Annotated in this window: 22 protein-coding genes, 1 tRNA gene, 1 other RNA gene and 2 pseudogenes; 10 read left to right on the forward strand and 16 right to left on the reverse strand. The window is 58.8% G+C overall.

Translation table 11 applies throughout. The annotated features are described in order from the left end of the window. Window positions 1–33 precede the first annotated feature (33 nt). The 5 genes from LIX15_RS18515 to LIX15_RS18535 form a co-directional block, all read right to left on the reverse strand. Window positions 34–876 carry a beta-keto acid cleavage family enzyme gene (locus tag LIX15_RS18515; RefSeq protein WP_227774917.1) on the reverse strand — a complete coding sequence of 281 codons (843 nt, stop codon included), beginning with the start codon at window positions 874–876 and terminating at the stop codon, window positions 34–36. After that, window positions 873–1,091: a hypothetical protein gene (locus LIX15_RS18520; RefSeq protein ID WP_227774919.1), complete on the reverse strand. Its 219-nt coding sequence runs from the start codon at window positions 1,089–1,091 to the stop codon at window positions 873–875. The genes LIX15_RS18515 and LIX15_RS18520 overlap by 4 nt, the downstream gene beginning before the upstream one ends. Window positions 1,092–1,405: 314 nt before the next feature. After that, complete coding sequence (locus LIX15_RS18525; RefSeq protein WP_227774921.1) at window positions 1,406–1,978, reverse strand: hypothetical protein; 573 nt, start codon at window positions 1,976–1,978, stop codon at window positions 1,406–1,408. 88 nt (window positions 1,979–2,066) lie between these two features. Further along, window positions 2,067–3,236, reverse strand: a complete 1,170-nt coding sequence (locus LIX15_RS18530) for a zinc-dependent alcohol dehydrogenase (protein WP_227774922.1) — start codon at window positions 3,234–3,236, stop codon at window positions 2,067–2,069. Continuing rightward, window positions 3,233–3,997, reverse strand: a complete 765-nt coding sequence (locus LIX15_RS18535) for an SRPBCC family protein (RefSeq protein WP_227774923.1) — start codon at window positions 3,995–3,997, stop codon at window positions 3,233–3,235. The genes LIX15_RS18530 and LIX15_RS18535 overlap by 4 nt, the downstream gene beginning before the upstream one ends. Before the next feature lie 192 nt (window positions 3,998–4,189). Between LIX15_RS18535 and LIX15_RS18540 the strand changes: the two genes are divergently transcribed. Both LIX15_RS18540 and LIX15_RS18545 read left to right on the forward strand, forming a co-directional pair. Then, on the forward strand, window positions 4,190–5,212 hold the full coding sequence (locus LIX15_RS18540) for an SDR family oxidoreductase (protein ID WP_227774924.1): 1,023 nt from the start codon (window positions 4,190–4,192) through the stop codon (window positions 5,210–5,212). A 22-nt stretch (window positions 5,213–5,234) separates the two neighbouring features. Then, window positions 5,235–5,876: pseudogene (locus LIX15_RS18545) on the forward strand (metallophosphoesterase family protein); the annotation flags it as partial. Window positions 5,877–5,914: 38 nt separating this feature from the next. On the opposite strand, the gene LIX15_RS18550 reads toward LIX15_RS18545, so the two are convergent. Both LIX15_RS18550 and LIX15_RS18555 read right to left on the reverse strand, forming a co-directional pair. Then, window positions 5,915–6,199: a DUF7553 family protein gene (locus LIX15_RS18550; protein WP_227774927.1), complete on the reverse strand. Its 285-nt coding sequence runs from the start codon at window positions 6,197–6,199 to the stop codon at window positions 5,915–5,917. An 88-nt stretch (window positions 6,200–6,287) separates the two neighbouring features. Continuing rightward, window positions 6,288–6,830, reverse strand: coding sequence for a uracil-DNA glycosylase (locus LIX15_RS18555; protein WP_227774929.1), 543 nt, complete (start codon window positions 6,828–6,830; stop codon window positions 6,288–6,290). Window positions 6,831–7,031: 201 nt separating this feature from the next. Between LIX15_RS18555 and LIX15_RS18560 the strand changes: the two genes are divergently transcribed. Further along, window positions 7,032–7,523 carry a YciE/YciF ferroxidase family protein gene (locus LIX15_RS18560; protein WP_227774930.1) on the forward strand — a complete coding sequence of 164 codons (492 nt, stop codon included), beginning with the start codon at window positions 7,032–7,034 and terminating at the stop codon, window positions 7,521–7,523. Between the two features lie 390 nt (window positions 7,524–7,913). On the opposite strand, the gene LIX15_RS18565 is transcribed toward LIX15_RS18560, so the two are convergent. Beyond that, window positions 7,914–7,988 (reverse strand) — tRNA-Arg (locus tag LIX15_RS18565). A 102-nt stretch (window positions 7,989–8,090) separates the two neighbouring features. On the opposite strand from LIX15_RS18565, the gene LIX15_RS18570 reads away from it, so the two are divergent. The 3 genes and pseudogenes from LIX15_RS18570 (at window position 8,091) to LIX15_RS18585 (ending at window position 10,277) form a co-directional block, all read left to right on the forward strand. After that, complete coding sequence (locus tag LIX15_RS18570) at window positions 8,091–8,981, forward strand: geranylgeranylglycerol-phosphate geranylgeranyltransferase (protein WP_227774932.1); 891 nt, start codon at window positions 8,091–8,093, stop codon at window positions 8,979–8,981. Between the two features lie 140 nt (window positions 8,982–9,121). Next, window positions 9,122–9,763, forward strand: a pseudogene (locus LIX15_RS33290) (RAD55 family ATPase). 103 nt (window positions 9,764–9,866) lie between these two features. Continuing rightward, complete coding sequence (locus LIX15_RS18585) at window positions 9,867–10,277, forward strand: CoA-binding protein (protein ID WP_227774938.1); 411 nt, start codon at window positions 9,867–9,869, stop codon at window positions 10,275–10,277. 154 nt (window positions 10,278–10,431) lie between these two features. Here LIX15_RS18585 and LIX15_RS18590 read toward each other — a convergent pair whose 3' ends face one another. From LIX15_RS18590 to LIX15_RS18605, 4 genes are all read right to left on the reverse strand, one after another. Then, window positions 10,432–12,606, reverse strand: a complete 2,175-nt coding sequence (locus LIX15_RS18590; RefSeq protein WP_227774940.1) for an alkaline phosphatase PhoX — start codon at window positions 12,604–12,606, stop codon at window positions 10,432–10,434. A 342-nt stretch (window positions 12,607–12,948) separates the two neighbouring features. Continuing rightward, window positions 12,949–13,377, reverse strand: coding sequence for a hypothetical protein (locus LIX15_RS18595; RefSeq protein ID WP_227774942.1), 429 nt, complete (start codon window positions 13,375–13,377; stop codon window positions 12,949–12,951). A gap of 198 nt (window positions 13,378–13,575) precedes the next feature. Beyond that, window positions 13,576–14,556 (reverse strand): PLP-dependent cysteine synthase family protein, encoded by a 981-nt coding sequence (locus LIX15_RS18600; RefSeq protein WP_227774944.1) that lies wholly within the window; start codon window positions 14,554–14,556, stop codon window positions 13,576–13,578. 35 nt (window positions 14,557–14,591) lie between these two features. Continuing rightward, window positions 14,592–14,909 (reverse strand): DUF5798 family protein, encoded by a 318-nt coding sequence (locus LIX15_RS18605; protein ID WP_227774945.1) that lies wholly within the window; start codon window positions 14,907–14,909, stop codon window positions 14,592–14,594. A gap of 81 nt (window positions 14,910–14,990) precedes the next feature. Here LIX15_RS18605 and LIX15_RS18610 point away from each other — a divergent pair, with 81 nt between their 5' ends. The 3 genes from LIX15_RS18610 (at window position 14,991) to ffs (ending at window position 16,190) form a co-directional block, all read left to right on the forward strand. Then, window positions 14,991–15,395 carry a DUF7548 family protein gene (locus LIX15_RS18610; protein WP_227774947.1) on the forward strand — a complete coding sequence of 135 codons (405 nt, stop codon included), beginning with the start codon at window positions 14,991–14,993 and terminating at the stop codon, window positions 15,393–15,395. Between the two features lie 81 nt (window positions 15,396–15,476). Next, the gene (locus tag LIX15_RS18615) at window positions 15,477–15,806 is read left to right on the forward strand and encodes a DUF5658 family protein (protein WP_227774949.1); all 330 of its coding nucleotides are present in this window, start codon (window positions 15,477–15,479) and stop codon (window positions 15,804–15,806) included. Window positions 15,807–15,878: 72 nt separating this feature from the next. Next, window positions 15,879–16,190, forward strand: an RNA gene (gene ffs / locus LIX15_RS18620) — signal recognition particle sRNA. Between the two features lie 58 nt (window positions 16,191–16,248). Here ffs and LIX15_RS18625 read toward each other — a convergent pair. The 4 genes from LIX15_RS18625 to LIX15_RS18640 all read right to left on the reverse strand — a co-directional run bounded on the left by LIX15_RS18625 (window position 16,249) and on the right by LIX15_RS18640 (window position 18,466). Further along, window positions 16,249–17,001, reverse strand: coding sequence for a succinylglutamate desuccinylase/aspartoacylase family protein (locus LIX15_RS18625; protein ID WP_227774950.1), 753 nt, complete (start codon window positions 16,999–17,001; stop codon window positions 16,249–16,251). Beyond that, entirely contained in the window at window positions 16,961–17,236 is a 276-nt protein-coding gene (locus tag LIX15_RS18630) for a hypothetical protein (RefSeq protein ID WP_227774951.1), read from the reverse strand. The genes LIX15_RS18625 and LIX15_RS18630 overlap by 41 nt, the downstream gene beginning before the upstream one ends. 73 nt (window positions 17,237–17,309) lie before the next feature. After that, window positions 17,310–18,221, reverse strand: a complete 912-nt coding sequence (locus LIX15_RS18635) for a mechanosensitive ion channel family protein (protein ID WP_227774952.1) — start codon at window positions 18,219–18,221, stop codon at window positions 17,310–17,312. Next, a complete protein-coding gene (locus LIX15_RS18640) occupies window positions 18,221–18,466 on the reverse strand; it encodes a YhbY family RNA-binding protein (RefSeq protein ID WP_227774953.1) in 246 nt (81 codons plus the stop codon). The genes LIX15_RS18635 and LIX15_RS18640 overlap by 1 nt, the downstream gene beginning before the upstream one ends. A gap of 133 nt (window positions 18,467–18,599) precedes the next feature. Here LIX15_RS18640 and LIX15_RS18645 point away from each other — a divergent pair, with 133 nt between their 5' ends. Next, window positions 18,600–19,763 carry an NAD(P)/FAD-dependent oxidoreductase gene (locus tag LIX15_RS18645; protein ID WP_227774955.1) on the forward strand — a complete coding sequence of 388 codons (1,164 nt, stop codon included), beginning with the start codon at window positions 18,600–18,602 and terminating at the stop codon, window positions 19,761–19,763. Window positions 19,764–19,785 lie beyond the last annotated feature (22 nt).

The raw sequence follows: 19,785 nt of genomic DNA on the forward strand, positions 1-19,785 counted from the left end.
GTTTGAATTTCGCGGTTCCAGTGGGAGACGGGATTACAATCCCAGAATTTCGCGCGCCTGCGACGGGGATGCGACCTCGCGTTCGAGTTCGCTCGAGAGGCGCACGACTCGCCGGACCAGTTGTGCGTTGCTTTCCGCGCGTTCGCCCCGTCGATAGTAGACGTTGTCTTCCAACCCGACTCGGACGTGGCCGCCGAACACGATTCCCATCGCGGAAAACGGAAGTTGGTGCCTGCCGAACCCGAGCGTGTTAAACAGCGTGCCGCCGGGCAAATCCTCGATCGCGTTCAGGAAATTCCGGGGGGTCGGACGCGTGAGCGTCCCCGGCCCGAAGATGAGCGTGGTGTACACCGGGTCGGAGAGGTCGCGACGCTCCAGTAGTCCGAACGCCTCGTTTCGGTGGCCGTCGTTGAATACCTCTAGTTCCGGTTTGATTTCCAAATCCGCCATCTCATCGTAGAGGCTATCGACCAACGCTCGCGTGTTCTCGCTCGTGAGGTGATCGTACCGGTTCAGCGGTCCCATGTCCAACGAGGCCATCTCCGGCGGCGGGTCGGTTCGCAGGGGCGAGTGTCTGTCTTCGTCCGGTGCTGCCGTTCCGCCCGTCGAGTGCTGGATGACGATGTCGTCGGTGTGTTCCCTGACCGCGTCGTCTATCGCCTGAAATCGGTCGGTCGAAAAGGACCGTTCGCCGTTCGGTTTCCGAGCGTGGAGATGCACGACCGCGGCACCCGCCTCCTCCACAGCACCGGCGGCGCGCCCGATTTCTTCTGGTGTCTCCGGAACGTTCGGGTTTGCTTCCTTGCCGTGGACGCCGCCCGTTATCGCCGCCGTGACGATGAGTGGGTCGCCCTCGAGATAGTTCCCGTAGCTCATTCGTTTTCCTCCGCGGCGTGCTCCGCTTCCTCGACGTGCCCGCGGTAGATTTCGCAGTGACGTTCGTGATGCAGTTCGTACCGGTCGTTGCAGATGTCCGCCCGCATCGGTTGGACGAACTCCTCGATGACGGTACAGAAGGCGCGCGGTTCGTCGAACCGCATCCTATCGGGGTTGTCGGTACCGTCGAAGTATTCGAGATACGGACAGGCCATATCTTGGTGGATGATAACTGAACACATAATCGTTCGCTACCACGGTCGTCAGGCGGGAACTCGCGAGTCATTAGATGGCTGTCAGACGGTGGTTTCCCGGCGAGTAGTCGATACGCTGGAATGTAAGCGAGCTACTGTTCCCGTAGAAATGCATAAATTAACACACTAGTCCAATTTTTGAGACAGTATTTGCGATGTCATAATATGTTAACGGACATAACAGTACGATTTAAACGTATTATTTATTGATTGAATGTTATAGTCGAATTGCACATTCAACAACACGACGGAAGGTTTTGGGTACGATTGCAGCGCTAACTGCGGTCGGTGTGGGTTCCACGCAAGTGTTCGGCGAGGAATCCGTTCCGATCGAAATCGCGAAGGTCGAACCCGAAGCGGAGTTTGTCACCTTCGAAAACACGGAAATGGAGGATGTGGACGTATCGGGCTACGTCGTCGAGTTCGAATACGACAACGACGGAACCGACCAGCGTCGCACCCTGCCGGAGGGCACGGTCATCGGCGGCGGTCAGTCGCTCATCGTCGCGACCGGTGCGAAGGAGGTTCCCGAAGCGGATGTGAAATTGGATTACGACGGCGACGTGTTGAATAACGACGATACCGACGTTGTCGCTTAGCTTTCGCCGGAAGGGTCGGTTGTCGCCCGCAGTGACGACTCGTCCGAAGACGAAGAAGACGGTGACGAAAACGAAACCGGCGGCGAGGACGAAACGACCCCGCCGACCGAAGGGGAACCGGACGATTCGGATGACGATTCCGACGAGTCGAGCGACGGTTCGTCCGAGGAGGAGTCGGAAGAGGACTGCTAACTCGCGGCGACTCGGTAGTTGTTTCTTGTCGGTGACAGCCCCGAAACGGCTGTGCACCGCTTTTTGCGAACGGCGTTCGAATCCGACAGAGACGGCTTCGCGGACGAGAGCTCACGGGAACGTCGGTAACCCCTGTCCGGAGTATCTAGGGCGTGAACACCGCCCGAACGCAGTCGTCCTCTTTCTCCTTGAACATCTCGTAACCACGCGGTGACTCCTCCAGCGAAAATTCGTGCGTCGCCAGATACGAAGGATCCATTTCCCCCTCCGCTACGTGTTCCAGTAACTGCGGGACGTACCGTTGTCCGTGCTGTTGAGCGGTGCGCACGGTCAGCCCCTTGTTCATTACGATGCCGAGCGGAAACTTGTCCATCACGCCGTAGACGCCGAGAATCGATAACGTGCCGCCCTTCCGGCACGCTCGGATGGCTTGTCGAAGCGCCGCGCCGCGGTCGGTGTGGAGCTTCATCGACTGTTTCACGCGATCGTAGGCGTGAGTGAGTCCGGTACCGTGCGCTTCCATTCCGACGGCGTCGATACACGCGTCGGGGCCGCGGCCGCCGGTCTTCGCCTTCAGCACTTCCACGACGCTCTCGACCTCGGTGTAATCGATGGTCTCCGACCCCGCTTCCCGCTCGGCCATTTTCAATCGCTCCGGGAAGCGGTCGATACCGATGACGCGCTCGGCACCCATGAGAAAGGCGCTCTGCTGTGCCATCAGTCCGACGCCGCCGCATCCCCAGACGGCGACGGTGTCGCCCGGTTCGATGTCGCAGAAGTCGGCACCCATGTAGCCGGTCGGCCACGCGTCGGACGCGAACAGGGCCTGCTCGTCGCTGAGCTCGTCCGGAACGGCGAAACAGTCGCTGTCCGCGTAGGGAACCCGAACGTACTCAGCGTGTGCGCCCGCATAACCGCCGAAGGCGTGAGTGTAGCCGTAGATTCCTGCGGTCGGATAGCCGAGCACCGGCTCTTGTAGTTCCGCGTTCGGATTCGAATTATCGCAGAGCGACCACTGGTCGGTTTGGCAGTAGTGACAGCTCCCGCACCCGACGAACGAGGGGACGACCACCCGGTCGCCCACTTCGACGGAGTCCACCTTCCGACCGACTGCGGCCACTTCGCCCATGAACTCGTGCCCGATGACGTCCCCCTCGCGCATCGTTGGGAGGTAGCCGTCGATGAAGTGCAGGTCGGAACCGCACGTCGTGGACATCGTGACCCGCAGAACGACATCCCTCGGATTGACGATTTCCGGGTCGGGAACCGTCTCCACGCGCAGGTCGTTGACGCCCTCCCAGCAGAGTGCCCTCATACCAAATCCCCCGTTCCGCGGGCGGACGGATTACCTTCAAGCGTCGGAATTTCGCCCGTCTCGGCGAGGCTCTTGAACCGTCGGAGCGATTTCATCGCGAGCGCGTTCGGGACGACGCGCAGATACCGTACTGCCGCGTCACCGAGCGCGCCACCCGGCGGGTCAAAACGGACGGAAAGCGTTACCACCGTCCCTCGGTCGCCCGGCGCTTCGTGGAACCGCACTGATCCCTCGTTTTGAATATCGGCCCCCTCGACCGACTCCCAGCGTAGAAACTCTCCTTCCCGTTCTTCCACGATTTCGGCGTCCCACGATACGAGCGCTCCGACCGGACTCCGAACCTCCCAGTGCTGACGCTCGGGGCCGGATGAGCTCACATCGGCGAAGTGGGCCATGACGCGGGCGAGCGTCTCCGGCTCGCGCCAGAACCCGTATAGTTCCTCGGCGGGTTTTCCGACGGTAATGGATCGCTCTACTGCCGTCAACTCGACGGGAATTTCGGCACCTCCGTAATTTTCGCCCGCGCCGACCAGCTCGCGCATCCGTCCGAATCCGTTCCGCCCGTCGAGAGCGCGATACAGTAACCATCCGCCGCCAAGCGTCGCAACCGCCCCACCGACAGACCGTCGTTTGAGTCCGACCACTACGAGCGTTCCGCCGAGTATTGTTGACGCCAATCGCTTCTCGACACTGGCCTCACCGCTTCTCCGGTCTGGTACTGTTCCGCCTTCACTTCCCAGAAGCGTGGATTTAATTGACATTTACTCCCCCATTGGAGGGCAACCGACAAGGCAATGTATTTTGTGCCCGGCGGACGATTCGATCGGCCCACATTCCAGCAGCGTTATCCGACTGCCTCGCCGCCGCAAAGCCTGCCACTGTCTTTAGGGACGTTGGTGCGGTATTCGTGTTACGTGATTTCCGGCGCGATACCGGGTACGAGATGACTTGTCATGAATATGAACTTAAAACCGCTTGCAGAGCAAGTAATCGTGATAACCGGTGCCTCGTCAGGAATCGGGTTAACGACCGCACGGAGGGCCGCTGACGGAGGGGCGCGGCTGGTCGTTGCTGCTCGAAGCGAGGATGCGTTGGAGGAATTGACAGAGGAAATCACCGAAAACGGCGGCGAAGCGGTGTTCGTCGTCGCCGACGTGAGCAACCGAGACGACGTCAGAAAAATAGCGGATGTGGCAACGGACAGCTACGGTGGGTTCGACACGTGGGTCAACTGTGCGGGCACCTTCCTCTACGGAGCGCTGGAGGAGACGCCGGTCGAAGACATGCGTGAGCAGTTCGAAACGAACGTCTGGGGGCTGCTGTACGGATCGCTCGAAGCCGCAGACCACCTGAAGGAGCGCGGTGGTGCGATAATCAACGTCGGGAGCGTCGCGTCCGACCGCGCCATCCCTCTGCAGGGAAGCTACTCGGCCTCCAAGCACGCCGTCAAAGGGTTCACGGATTCCCTGCGTATGGAGTTAGAGGAAGACGACGCACCCGTCTCGGTGACGCTCGTCAAACCCGCGGCTATCGACACGCCGTATCCACGGCACGCGAAAAATTACATGGACGAAGACGCGACGCTTCCGCCTCCCGTCTACGCCCCAGAGACGGTTGCACGCGCAATCCTGAACGCCGCGGAACACCCGGAGCGCGACGTGTTCGTCGGCGGCGGTGCGAAGGGCATGTCGATGCTCGGCCACTACGCGCCGAGCATCACGGATACGATTATGGAGAAGCTGTTTTTCAAGTTACAGCGCCGAAACGGGCAGCCACAACCCCGCGAGCAAAACATCGTCGACGAACCGGTCGGAAGCCTCGAAGGGCGAGGGGACAACGAGAGGCGCGTTTCCGAGTCCAGTCTCTACACCGAACTCGCCCAGCGCCGGTCGCTGTCCGGCGCGAAGGTCGGCGGTGCTGCAGTCGTTGTGACCGTACTGTACGTACTCTTCAGGATGGTGCGTTCGAAAGGATGAGACACACAACCAATCGCCCAAACCCACGACGATGCTGATACTCGGCGATGCGCACGCCGCCGACCCGAACCGCCGAACAGCCCTCCTGAGCGCGTACGATGCCGCGAATGCCGAAGTTGCGTGTCAGCTCGGCGACCTAGAGTGGTACGACCTCCCGGTCGAAACGTGGTTCGTCGCCGGAAACAACGAAGATTTCGACGTTATCGACGCCATTCGACACGACGCGGAACGCTCCGACGTGATCAACGCGCACCTGTTGGCCAGTACGTCGGTCGAACTGGAGGGGCTTCGCGTCGCGGGACTGTCCGGAAATCACGCGCCGACGCAGTACGACCTGCCACGAAGCGAACTCGAAGGCGACCGCCGACGTCACTTCACGCGCACCGATGTCGAACGACTCGCCGGTATCGAGGGCGTGGACGTGCTGTTGACGCACGAAGCGCCGACGGGTCTGCTGTCCTACGGCTACGACCCCGGCTGTGAGCATATCAACGAGTTGCTCGACGCGACCGACCCTGACCTCTGTCTCGTCGGGCACCACCACCGCCATCGAGAAGCCGAAATCCGCGGCTGTCGCGTCGTGAGTCTCGCACCGGTCTGGGAACGTTACTACACCCTCGACCCGACCGCCCTGACGCTCGAATCGTACGAAACGCCCGACTGATGGGCGACATACTTTCCCGATTTATCGGCGGGTTCGACTCACGCCAAATCGCGCTGTCGATACGCGTCCAACTCATCTCGCGCATCCCGCAACACTGTCTTCGTCTCGTCGTCGGTTTCGTCTATCAATCCTCGAAGTTTCTCTTCGATATGTTTGAACCGCTCCGCTTCGTCGGCGGGTTCCCCCGTACCTTCGGTCTTTCCACCCTCTGTGAGTTCCTCCAAACCTTCGTCGAGCGAGAGCAAGTTCTGTTGAACCTCACCGTCGGCGCGATCGCTGGCTCGTCGGATTTTCTCCCGAGCGCGTCGGAGATGCGCATCCATGCGCGGGAGTCAACTGGGATTTAGTTAGAAGTGATGGTTGGATTCGAATCCGACAAGGGATTTTTATTCGACCACCTCTCCACCGGTTCTACGCTCGCTCGAACACGGCCTTCAAATCCCGCTCCATCTCCCCCTCCTTGCTGTCGTCGTAGAAGGTCGCCGCCGGATGGTACGTCGGTACGACATCGTACTCATCGAACTCGAACGTCTGCCCGTGAACGTCCGAGACGTTCTCGTCCGTGTCGAGTATTTCACGCGTGGCGAAACTTCCGAGTGGGACGATGACCGACGGACTCACGCGCTCGATTTCGGCTTCCATCACTGGCCACCACGCATCGATTTCGGTTCGTCGGGGACTCCGATTCTCCGGCGGTCGAACTTTTACCAGATTGGTGATGTACAAGTCGTTTCGACTCGCGCCGATAGACTCCAGCGCGCTGTTCAGTCGCCCGCCAGCACGGCCGACGAACGGTTCGCCCTGTGCGACTTCTTGTTTTCCGGGAGCCTCGCCGACCAACATCACATCGGCGTCGAACGGGCCGACCGACGGGACGAAGCGCGATCTGTCGAACTGTTCGGTTGGAACTGTCGCGAGCGCGTCCTCGAACTCGGTTTCGAACGTCGAACTCATGGCGCGACAGTGGTTCGCCCTCCGCCGACGAAAAGAGAGCGGCCAAACGCCATCGGAGCGCAGGCTCCAACTCGGAGCAACGCGGCAGGCATCCAGCTAGTCTTCCGCCGCGGGCCGGGATTCTCGCCCCTGTTTTAGGCAGCCTGCAAATGTAGCCTCGCCGCTCATTGACTCTGCGAACAAAAGAACAGACGAGATACCATGACAACTGACTCGATCGAACAACTCCTCGTCAACGGCCTTCAAGAACTGTACTACACCGAGCAACAACTCGTCGACGCACTGGAAACGCTCGCCGAGCAGACGAACAACGAAGACGCCAGTCAGGCGTTCTCTGAACACCGCGACGAGACGCAAGAGCACGTCAACCGACTGGAGCAGGTGTTCGAACAAATCGGTGAGTCGGTCCAGACCAAAGACGAGCAGGTCGTGGACGCGCTCATCGACGAACACGAGCAGTTCGCACAAGAAAACGACGGCGACGTGCTCGATCGCTACAACATCGAAGTCGGGCAGAAAACCGAACACTACGAAATCGCCGCCTACGGCAACCTCACGTCGTTAGCCGGCAAACTCGGCTACGACGAGGCCGCCAATCTCCTGGAGGAAACCCTCCGCGAGGAGGAGTCCGCACTCGACGAACTATCGCAGGTCGGTGAACGGTTCGACGAGCAGCAGATTGCCAGCGACTAAGCGAACCGCCCGTCGGTCGCTTAGTCGCGTCCGGTATTTTCGTATCGGTAGTGACGTCACCGACCGTCGCCACACCGAGTCAGGGTACGATTACTGAACACTCGTTTTCGGTTTAGCCGGGGGCGAATAGTAGTCGGGTGTCCCGCCCAGTTTTGTACCCGCAGTTTCGTATCTTCGTAGCAGAGCCGTTACGGTGCTGTGACCAAGCGTTCCGTCTTGGCATATGCGAACGCCGGCGACTAACGGAATTTTACGCGATTCCTTAGACGAAGCCGAACCAAAATCGTCGGCATCAACCTCGTGGTAGTCCACTTCCTATTGGCGACTGAACACTGTTATAAACCTTCGTGCGGCATCTTCCGTTCCTCACCTTCGTTTGTCGCAGAAAGATGGGCGCTACAGGATTTGAACCCGTGGCAGCTTGGTCCGAAGCCAAGCACTCTGTCCAGACTGAGCTAAGCGCCCTGTACCCACATCTATTGTGTGGTACCTTTTAAGCGTCGTGGTTTCGAGTCGCGAAAATCACATCCAATCCATTTATACCGGGTGCGCCGAGTACGACGCCGTATGGCTACTGACGGGCGTGCGAAAGGACTGTTCGAACTCACGCGCCCGGGAAACACGTTCGCGGCGGGAGTGCTGACGTTTATCGGCGCGTTCGTCGCGGGGGGTGTCTTTACCGACGCAAAACCGGTACAGGTCGCCGGGGCGGTGCTGGCGACGTGGTTAGCGACCGGTGCGGGAAACGCGATCAACGACTACTTCGACCGAGAAATCGACCGCATCAACGCGCCGGAGCGACCGATTCCACGCGGCGCGGTCTCACCGCGCGGTGCCTTGTTCTTCAGCGGACTACTGTTCGCGGGGGCGGTCGTTTCGGTGCTCGTGCTTCCCCTGCTCGCAATCGCCATCGCGGCGATAAACCTCCTCGCGCTCGTCGCCTACACGAAACTGTTTAAGGGACTACCGGGAGTCGGAAATGCGGTCGTGGCGTATCTTGGCGGGAGTACGTTCCTTTTCGGGAGCGTCGCAGTCGCGGCCGATGCAGGAAGTTCTGCGGTTCCACTCGGGTCGGATGCAGGGAATCACGCCGCGTTCATCCTCTTCGTGCTGGCGGGACTCTCGACGTTCACGCGCGAAATCATCAAAGACGTGGAGGACATGGCCGGCGACCGCGAGGAAGGATTGAACACGCTCCCGTTGGCAATCGGTGCGCGACCCGCAATCGGTGTCGGAGCCGTGTTTCTCGTAATTGCCGTGCTGGCGAGTCCACTGCCGTACGTGTGGGGTACGTTTGGGCTTCCGTATCTCGCGGTCGTCCTCCCGGCGGACGCTCTCATGCTCTATGCAGTGTACGGGAGCGTCGATAATCCGACGGCGGGGCAAAAATATCTAAAATACGGAATGTTTCTCGCCGCAATTGCGTTTGTTGTCGGCCGAGTCGCCGTATTGGCGTGACTAACGACCGAACTGATCCATCAGCAATCAAAAAGAATATAAGTAGACTCCAATATATTAATCCCAGATAAGACTGGAGGAGAAAAGAGACACGGCATTAGTGCTCTTCTCTGTCCATTACGCTGCTGTGAGGTGTCATGATGTATACGTTAGGCAATTCGTTCTCGGAGTTGGAAGTCGACCCGGGAACGAACCTGCTCATTTCGGGTTCTCCGATGACTGGAAAGAAGAATCTCGCGCTCGACTCCCTTGCATACGGTGGCAACGATGGCGACGGCGCGATTATCGTGACGACGAAAGATAGCGGCAAACACGCCCTCAAGGAGTACGAATCGCGCCTCGAAACCGCTTCGTCACCCGTCGGCATCGTCGATTGCGTCTCGAAGCAACGGGGGATGTCCGCGCGTCGAGTCGATGGTGTCGAGTTCGCGTCCTCGCCGGTCGATATGACCGGTATCGGCATCAAATTGTCAGAATTTCTTCAGTAATTTTACGACTCGGGTGTGCGAGCGAACCGAATCGCGTTCGACTCGCTTTCGACGCTTCTCATGTATTCGAACCTCCAAACCGTCTTTCGATTTCTGCACGTCTTCACCGGGCGCGTCCAGAGCGCGGAAGCCCTCGGGTTGTTCATCGTCGACTCGACGGCCCACGACAATCAAACGATGAGTACGCTCCGGCAGTTGTTCGACGGCGAAATCGAAGTTCGGGAAGCCGAAGGAGACGAATCTGAACTCAGAGTAAAAGGCGTCGGCAAAACCGCCGGCTGGCAGTCGTTGTAGACGCCGTACTGGTCACCGAGCTATATTGGCTATCGAACCGCGTCGGTCGTCGAACCCTGCTTCGAGCCAAATTCTTTTCCACGTTCACGGCGTCAGTTCTTCCATGCCAGTCGAAAGCGATGACGAACTTCGTGACATCCTCGAACTCGACACTGTGGCCGTCGTCGGCTGTTCCTCGACGCCGGGAAAGGATGCCCACGAAATTCCAAAATACCTCCGTGAGAACGGCTACGACGTTATCCCGGTCAACCCGTTCGCGGACGAGATTTTCGGCCGAACTGCCTACGACACCCTCACCGACGTGGACGAGAAAATCGACATCGTGGACGTGTTCCGCCCGAGCGAGGAAGTAAGCGACATCGTGGACAACGCCATCGAACGCGACGATGCGGGCGTCGTGTGGACGCAGTTGGGGATTCGAGACGACGAGGCCGCGAAGCGAGCGGAAGACGCCGGAAAGCGGGTAGTGCAAGACCACTGTATGAAAGTCGAACACCAACGATTGATGGAATAGGAATCTACTTTTCTAGCGGAGAATGTGGGCTCGATTGGAACTGAATCGAGGCGCGAAGCCCCTTCCGCAAACGGGCGACAAATTCTCAAAAAGAGACGACTCACACGGTTCGGGGCGGAAAGTAAAACGAAGCTAACGGCTCTGTAAGAGATCCCTAGCTGTTCGCGTTTCCATTACCGGGATTTTCGTTTCCGTTACCAGGGTTGTCCTCTCCTTTGCCGGGGTTGTCTTCGTCGTCACCCTCGTCGTTCCCGTGGCCGCGGTCATCGTCCGTTTCGGGGTCGTAGACGTACAGGCAATCGTTGCTGTACGACCGACCGAATTTGTCCGCATCCTCACAGCAGAGGACGCGACCGTCGTCCATCACGTAGACGTTGTCGACGTTGATGAGCGCGTCGTCCGCCACGTCGGCGGGGTCGCTCGCGTCCGGGCCGACGATGACGGGTTCGAGCGTCGAGACGTTGTAGTCGTCTTCGAGTTCGGCACGGTAGACGACGCCGCCGTCCACGCGGTCGAGTCGAACGTCGCCCAACGTGTCTGCCATAGCGTCGTTGAGTTCCGAAATCGCGAAGTAGACGTAATCGTCGGGTTGCGCGCCATCGACGCTGTCGACTCCTTCCGCCTTGTTGAACTCGATGGTCGCGCCGATTTCTTTGGCGGCGGCGCGGGTTTCGAGGAACGGAACTTTGCGGAGTTCGTCGTCCACGCCGTCCGGCCCCTCGCTTTCGTACTGCTCCGCCCACGCGAGGATTTCTTCGTTCGTGATGTAGTTTCGGTTTCCGTTCTCGACGACTTCCTTGTCGGCCTCTTCGAGCGCCGCATCGAGGTTCTCTTCCCAGTCGGTGTCGGCGTGGGTTTCGAGGTAGTCTACCTGCGTGACGTCGTCGTACTCGGCGATCCATTCCTCGACTTCCCGGTTCGTGGCGTGGCCGAGTTTTAGCCACTCAAATTCGAGAGTAACGTCGGCAGGTGGATTCTTCTTCGCGGCTTCTTCGTTGGTCACTTTCGGCGCGTACAGCGTTCCAGCGGTGTCCATCGGGTCACAGAAGTCGGGAATCGGCTTGTCGGCGACGAACTTGTAGATGCCCTTGCTGTCGCCGTCGGAACAACCGTACACCGTCTTCAGGTCGCCCTGTACGTCGGGTGCTTCCCACGCGGCTCGACCCATGACGTAGTATTTGACCGGCTGTGGCGTTTCTGCGGTCGGTTCCCGGACATCGACGTGGTAGCCGTAGCGGTACGGGTTGGGGTAGACGTCGCCAATCGGTTCGGTCGTGTTAGTTTCGTCTTCGGCGGATTGGTCGACCGGACTCGACGTTTGGTCAGTCGGCTCCGCACCGAGGTAGTAGGCGAGGAATTCGAGTCCCGTCAGCGCCCAGTAGCCCTGCACGGCCCACGATTCGTCGCCGTAGTATTCGTCGATAGCCTCCTGAATCTCGTTCGGATTGGGACGATTCCAGAACTGACCGGCACCGAGGAGGTTTTTCCCGGTTCCTTGCTCCACGATGTCGTCCACCGTCGCAGTGAGGGAAACGCGGGTATGGGCGTAGTTCTCCTCAGACGAAATCATCGTGTTCCACGGTGAGAGGTCGCCGTAACAGTTGATTCGCGTACCGCCAAGGTCGCGCAGGGGTTCGGCGTTGGCAAGGTTGATAGCGGACTCCAAATCGGCGCTCCACTCGCCGTCTTCGTCCTGGTTGATCGGTATGCGCGAGATATTTCCGGGGCTGTTTTCCCAGTTCGTAAATAGATACCCCTCGGTCTCCTCGTCGTTAGTGGCGACGAACTCGTTGCAGTCCGGATTGTAGGCGGCGTCCCCGTATTGGGTTCCCGCGAAGGTATCCTGAGTGATGTCTCGCCCGTCGGGCGTCTGGACGACACCGAGGCGTTCGGTGCCACCGTTGATGCGGTCTTCTTCCTGCGCGAGAAAGACGTACTCTCCGCCCGCGCTCCGGATCATTCCCTGTTCTTCGTTCGTTTGGGGAGTCGATAGCTCGTCGAAGTCGTCGTTGTTCCCGCCCATCGAGAACTGGAACCCGCTGAAGTAGCCGATTCCAGATTTGTCGTACGGTGCGGGATTGTCCCGGCTCGGATGTTGGAGACTGTACAGCGGTGTTCCGTCCTCGAACACGAACGGCCCGGTGACTTCCGCACCGAACGCAGTCGATGAAAAACGCTTGAGATCACCCTTCACGTAGGGTGCACGAGGCGTGTCGTCATCCTCGGGAGGTTCTGTACTCTCGATTCCGGTAACGTTCGCGGGAACGCTCGCGCCTAAGGCGGCGGCCACGGATGTCGCCATCAGATTACGTCGGCTGAACTCGACCATGCAAGCATGTGAATACACGCCGATCATATGTAAATTTATAATATGGATATATGATATATATCTTTGTTGCAAAATGTACGATATCTATGTACCGATCGAAATGATATTATTTTATATTCGAGCGCATACGTGTGTTTTCGGAATTTTGCTCCCAGCGACGAACAAGCGGACTTTCAAAGAAGAGAACGTAGATTTCATCGTTCTATAGCGTACTACGTTGTATCATATCTTGAACGATTATCACGGAATGATGTGGTGCCGGACAAGCAGCACGACGTGGTACGCTAATCGGCACGAACCGTCCGAAACCGCGATAGTATTGGTCAGGAAAATAAGCGGGTCTTACTCCATCCCGATTTCTTCGGCTCCCTCGCGTATCTCTTGGGCGCGTTTCCGAACCGAAGCCACATACCGTTCGATTTCCGTGGGTTTTTTGCCGTAAAACGAAGCGACCCAGTTGATGTCCGAGTACGGTTGAGTGAGAAAGTAGGCGGCCAGCGTATCCCGACCCGCTTGGATTATCTCCGGTGGGACGCCGCGTTCGCCCGTCCCAGCCTCTTCGAACCCGTTAACGTCGAAATAAATATCAGCGTACAGCTCCGCCAGTTCGGGGGTATCAAAGAGAACTTCGATGTGTTCCGGTGCGTCGAACCGATACTGCGGCCCATCCTCGCCCGGGGGCTGTACCCTGACGATTCTGATATTCAGAATGTATTCTCGATGTATCGATTCGCCCTCGTCGATAGCACTGTTCTGGTTGGTGCGTGACATGGTTCGTCTCTACGGTTGTCCGTGCGCCTGTCGAAAACCGCCGACCGAGAGCAGGACGACTAGCGTAAAGAATACGGACGGATGGTCATTAGTATTTTTGTAATTTTGCTATATATGAGAACGGATATTCGCGGAAGGTGTTTTTGCTTTCGAACGTCGATACCACAGCGCTGAAACGGTGGACTTCCGCGAGTACCCCTATCCGTCCCATTCCGCGAACGAACGATAAATTCCCTTCGAGAGGTATCGCTCGCTGGGGTCGGGGAAGACGGTGACGACCGAATCGTACGGGGCGTCGATTTCCCCGTTCTGAATCTTCTCCGCGACTTGTCGGGCCGCGACGCTCGCCGCGCCCGAGCTTGAGGCGACCAGATGGCCTTCCTCGCGCGCGAGACGTTTCAGTTCGTCGTGGGCGGTTTGATCCGGCACCTGCACGATTTCGTCCACGAGGTCGGGGTCGAACAGTTCGTTCGTCGTCGGGTCGTGGGTTCCGATACCTTCGATTTTGTACTCCTCTTCTTCCACGTCCGCACCCACTGTTCGCGAGTAGAGCGACCCCTCGGGTTCGACGGCGGCGACGTACGTGTCCGGATTCTGTTCACGGGCGTACTTTGCCATCCCCATCAGGGTTCCGGCGGTGCCACACCCCGCGACGACCGCGCCGACCTTCCCGTCCAACGCCTCGTACATTTCCGGAGCGGTGGTTTCGTAGTGAGCTTCGACGTTCAGCGGATTTCCGAACTGCTGTGGAACCACCGCGTTCTCAGTCTCCTTGGCGAGTTGGTGGGCGCGCTCGATTGCGCCGCCCATCCCATCCTCGGTCGGCGTGTTGATGACTTCTGCGCCGAGCGCGCGCATGAGCTGTTGTTTCTCGACGCTGAACCGTTCGGGGACGACGAACGCGGCGTTCACGTCGAGTTGCCCCGCGGCGAGCGCGAAGCCGATGCCGGTGTTTCCGGCGGTCGGTTCGATGACCGTTCCGCCGGGGGTGAGATCACCGGATTCGAGCATCTGTTCGAGCATGTACTTCCCGATGCGGTCTTTGACGCTCGCGCCGGGGTTGAACGACTCCAACTTCGCGTACACAGGCACCTCGTCGGGCGCGTTCTGCACGCGGACGAGCGGCGTTTGCCCGACGGTGTCCAGTACCGAATCGAGCGGTTCCCGATGTGTCGTCATGCGCGAGAAAAGGAAGGCCGGACTGTTAGTCGTTGTTATGTGTTCGCTTCCGGGGTTTCGTCGGTCGCGCCGTCTTCAGTTTCGTCCTTGGCAACGTCCTCTTCGACATCTTCCGGCGGTTCCACGTCCTCCAGAATCGATTCGACGTCGATACCCTGTTCGTGCGCCAGCGCCTCGATGAGGGCTTTCTGTTCCGCGTTTTCGACTTCGAGTTTCTGGACGCGCTCGTCCGTCGCCTCCAGCGAATCGCGAATGGCGATGACTTGCTCGCGCAGTTCGTTGAGTTTGGCGTACAGTTTTTCGGCGGTGTCTGCTACTTTCTGGATCTTCTTGGCCGTGCTTCCGAGTCCCATATTCGGTCGTTCGTTCTGAAGTAATGTGATTTTTCCGACTCAAACGCGGCGTTTAACTCAGTTCGGTGAGTGACTTCGCACATGAGCAAGCGACTCGCGCCGAAAGTCGGAATCGTGTCGTGCCTGGTAGTGCTTTTGCTCCTCTCGCTTCCGTACTTTCTCGCCCCCGCGACGGCAGTCGGTGCCTACTACGGGACGATTCCGGTTCCCGTCCACCTCCTCGATACGTTCTTCGCACTCGTGGCAATCATCGCGTTCGGCTCCGGACTGAAAAACCGGAGCGACCCCGCAACCGTCGCTGGCGTTGCGCTCGTTCTCGGGGCGTTCATGGCCGTCATTACGCTCTGGTGGGCGGTCGTGACTCCGGCGGATACGCTCGTGGAGGCGGCACGGATGGACTCGCTCTCGGGACACCGCTGGGCGTTCGCGCTCGTCACGCTCGCCGTCCCGATAAGTGCGGGTTGGTACGCTAGAAGTGTGCTGTAGTCTCCCGTTTTCGTCGTACAGCGAGTTGTTACTCACCGACAGTCTCCCTATAACAAAGTGCTGTGACGGCGGAGGAGGAGTGTGCCACCAGATGACTACCAACTGTGGTCACACGTCTCCTTGCCGCTGTTAGTCGCCGTTCTCGGCGTGATGCTCGGCGACGTAGCTACGACCGGAGTGGGACTCGAACTCGGTTTGCAGGAGGGCAATCCCTTCGTTGCGCATCTACTGAGGGAGATGGGATTGATTGGCCTGGTTTTCATCAAAATTCTCACCGTTGTTCTGTTGGTCGTCCTTTCGGGATGGACGCAGTACTCACGGCAGACGTTTCGGCTCGGAAGCTTGGTTTACCTCATTATCGGACTGTTAGTCGTCGTTTCGAACGTCATCGCTATCGCAACTGTCGGATAAAATTAATCTCTCGACGGAATCCGAATGCGACGCGGGACCCGAAAGGTCCTTAAGGTGGTGTCGGTTAGTTGGAAGTGGACTAGGTTGAGCAGTTAGGCCCTGCTCCTTGCCCGCGCTGTGGTCTTGAGCGGGAACCGAACTCCGGACTCGTCCGGTCAGACCGGGTCGGGCCCCGGAAGCCAACGCAGAAGCCTCGTCCTGCGGGGCCAGCGGTCTGCGTCGAACACTCGCAGGGGTGTTTCGTCGCAGTTAGTCGGTGGCAATCCGTCAGGCACGGAAGTGAGCAGCGGACCATCGAACAGCTGTCGCTCGTAGGATCGCGGGGTGGAGGAGGCAACCGGGATTCCCCGACCCGGAACGCCGGGCAACTCCGGCCGTCCGCATTCATATCGTATTCTAGTTGGCGAGTCGAAACGCCGGAGGAACGGCTGGGAAAATACGCCTATTCGTTCATCCGGAGCGCCCGAATTCCCCACGTATCGAGCATACTGGAGACGAACGCCTTCGTCCATCGCGCGCGCTTTTCCGATTCGACGCCATCCTGCGTGACTTCGAACAGACACGACGGGATGTTTCTGTCCAGTCGCGTTTTGTTCATCAACATCGGCGCGGTCGCGTACTCCGTCTCGTCCGCGAAGGTGTGAACGAAGTCGTAAATCGGGTCGTAGCCGGTTACGTACTCGTCGTTCAGCAGTTCGATGGCGGTCTGATTGCTCCGGATTATCTTCTCGTGGCTCGACCGGAAGACGTTCTGACCGACGCCTTCGTCGTTTTCGCGCTCTAAAATTCCCTTCGAACTGTGGAGATCCATCACCACGTCCGGGTTGTGTTGACCGATTACGTCCCAAATTCCCTGCGCGAGCGCGTTTTTCGGCGGTTTGCCGATCGGAAACTGCCGATTTAAATCCATCCCTTTCGGCCACTTTCGACGCTCCTGTTCCACCGCTTGTGCGTTCGCCTCCGGGAGAACGACGAGCGTTCCGGCGTCGATTTCCCATTCCCGAATGTCGCGGGCCGCCCAGTAACCGCTCTCCTCGTTGCCGTGCATTCCGCCGATAACGAACGCGGTCGGTCCGGATTGCTTCGATTGAATTTCATAAACCGTCGTTTCCTGTTCCGTCCCGGCGCGAATCGCCGAGGTCGTAACGATCAGGTTAGGCTTTCCATCGCTCCGGACAGTCGTCTTCGTCCTCATAAACCGTCGTTTCCTGTTCCGTCCCGGCGCGAATCGCCGAGGTCGTAACGATCAGGTTAGGCTTTCCATCGCTCCGGACAGTCGTCTTCGTCCCATGTTGACTCGTTCCGGCAGTTCCTGTCGAGTCGGCTTTCGCGTCCTGTGGACCGTCCCCGGCGCAACCACCGAGTACGGCGGTTCCACCGACTGAGGCGGTGCCGAGGGTGAAAAGGAAGGCGCGTCTGCTTTTCTCCATACGATGGAAATACGGTTCGAACTACTTCAACGCTCTTTCATAAGCGCTGAAACAATCGTCCGCAGCCGTTCGGTTAGTCGCCGCTCAGTGTCTGTAATTCGGCTGGGTTGGCGATTTCGAGGCCGCCGGCGAGTTGGCGGTGCGGGTACGGCATGTCGATACCTTCCGTATCGAATCGCTCCTTGACGGCGGTGACGTACTCGCTGCGAGTCTTCACGAAGTCACCGCGTTTCGGGTCGGCAATCCAGAATCGAGATTTGAGACCAATCGCGGAGTCGCCGAGTTCCGTGAGTCGAACCGACGGTTCGGGAGTGTCCAGAATCTCGGAGTGATTTTCGGCCTCTTCGACGATGATATCGGTGGCTCGGTGGATGTCGTCGTCGTAGCCGATGCCGAAGAGGAACTGGATACGAAGTTCGTCGTTGGCGACGGGGTTTTTGATGACGCCTTCGGTTAAAACCGAATTTGGCACGGTGAGGAGTTCGTTATCGAAGGTTCGCACGCGAGTCACTCGAAGGTCGATATCTTCGACGATACCTGAATAGCTTCCGCCGTCCCACTCTATCCAGTCGCCGATTTTGAACGGTTTGTCCGTGAAGATGAACACGCCGGCGACGAAGTTGGCGAGGATGTCCTGTAAGGCGAACCCGATTGCGAGCGTCGCGGCGGCGGCGACGGTTGCGAACGCCGTAAGGAAGTCCCCCAAGCCAGCGAAACCGAACGCCAACGCGACCGCCGCGAACAGGACGCCGAACTGCGTGACTTTGGTGAGCGGATTTTTGACACTCTCCTCGTAGCCGCGTTTCTCCATCAGACGCTTGGCGAGCGGAATGACGACGGTGCGCCCGACGAGATACAGCGCGGCGAACGCGACAACGAAGACGAGAATTTGGGCCAGCAGTCCTGCGATCTCCCCTTCCAACCCGAGACTATTGAGAATCGTCTTGACTGCCGTGTTCGCGTCGTCACCGTTTTCGGGTTGCATCAGTGGTAGACCGCTGTATTCCCGCGTGTTTCGATGAGGTCGGCGCTCACCTCATCTGCCAGTTCCTCCGCGAGTTCGTCGGTCGAAGACCCGCCGCGGGCCGCGCGGAGAAACTTCACTTTGACGAGGTCTTCGTTTTTCAGTTGATTTTGCAGTTCTTCGGTGACGGCACCGAGACCGCTCTTTCCGACCCAGACGGTTACGTCCAAGTCGTGTGCCTGTTTCCGCAAATCCTGCTTATCCATAGTGTTGGAACGTTGAGCGCGATTGCTTTTAAAGCTTGCAGCCAACGAATGAGGGCAACCCGAGAGTGAGATTGTCTCGCACCCTGCTTCGGGTTTCAACACCTTTGTATCGCATGACTCCAGAGATTCTGGTATGACTGCGAAGGTTGTCGTTCTCGGTGCTGGCTACGCTGGTGCCGGAGCGATACAGCAACTCGAAGCGGAACTCGATGACGCCGACATCACGTGGGTGTCGGACACCGACTACCATCTCGTACTACACGAATCCCACCGGGTCATCCGCGACCCACGGGTTAAGGACAAAATCACGCTCCCGGTCCACGAAGTTAAATCCCCGAACACTCGGTTCGTACAGGACATCGTCACGGGCATCGACACGGACGAGCGCACCGTCGAGCTCGAAGACGACAGCGACCTCAACTACGATTATCTGCTCGTCGCTCTCGGCAGCGACACCGCGTTCTACGGCATCCCCGGCATGGCCGAGAACGCGCTCACGCTAAAAGGACTGGACGACGCGCTCGAAATCCACGACCAAGTCAAGGAGGCCGCAAAAACTGCATCCCGCAACGACCCCGCGAAAGTCGTCATCGGCGGGGCCGGGCTGTCTGGCATCCAGAGCGCGGGCGAAATCGCGGAGTACCGCGACAAACACCGCGCGCCGATCGACATCTACCTCGTCGAGGCGATGGACGAAATCATGCCCGGGCAAGACCCGGAACTCCAGGGTACGGTGAAAAAACACCTCCTCGAAAAGGACATCAACATCCTCACGGACGACCCGATTACGGAAGCCACCGAGGAAGAAATTCAGTTCGACGAAGGCGAAGCCCTCGACTACGACGTGTTCGTCTGGACCGGTGGCGTCACGGGACGGAAAGCACTGAACGACTGCAACCTCGACAACCAGCACAACCGCGTCACGACGGAGGCCAACTTCCAGACCAGTGACGACCGCGTGTTCGCCATCGGCGACAGCGCCATCATCGACCAGGGCGAGAACCCGGCACCGCCGACCGCGCAGGCCGCGTGGCAGGCCGCCGAGGTCGTCGGCGAGAACATCGCGCGTGAAATCCGCGGACAACCGCTCAAAACGTGGACGTTCAACGACAAGGGGACCGTCATCTCCATCGGTGACGACGCGGTTGCACACAACGTCAAGGCTGGCGGAATGGACTTACCGATTAGCACGTTCAGTTCGGTTCCGGCAGAGGTTTTGAAGAAGGTTATCGCCGCACGCTGGATTGCGGATATCACCTCGTGGAACCGCGCGTTCAAGGCGTGGGACTCGCTGTAATCGAGGACTAGCTGTTTTTACT

It is taken from the genome of Haladaptatus pallidirubidus (genome assembly GCF_020700235.1).
GTDB classification, from domain to species: Archaea; Halobacteriota; Halobacteria; order Halobacteriales; family Haladaptataceae; genus Haladaptatus; species Haladaptatus pallidirubidus.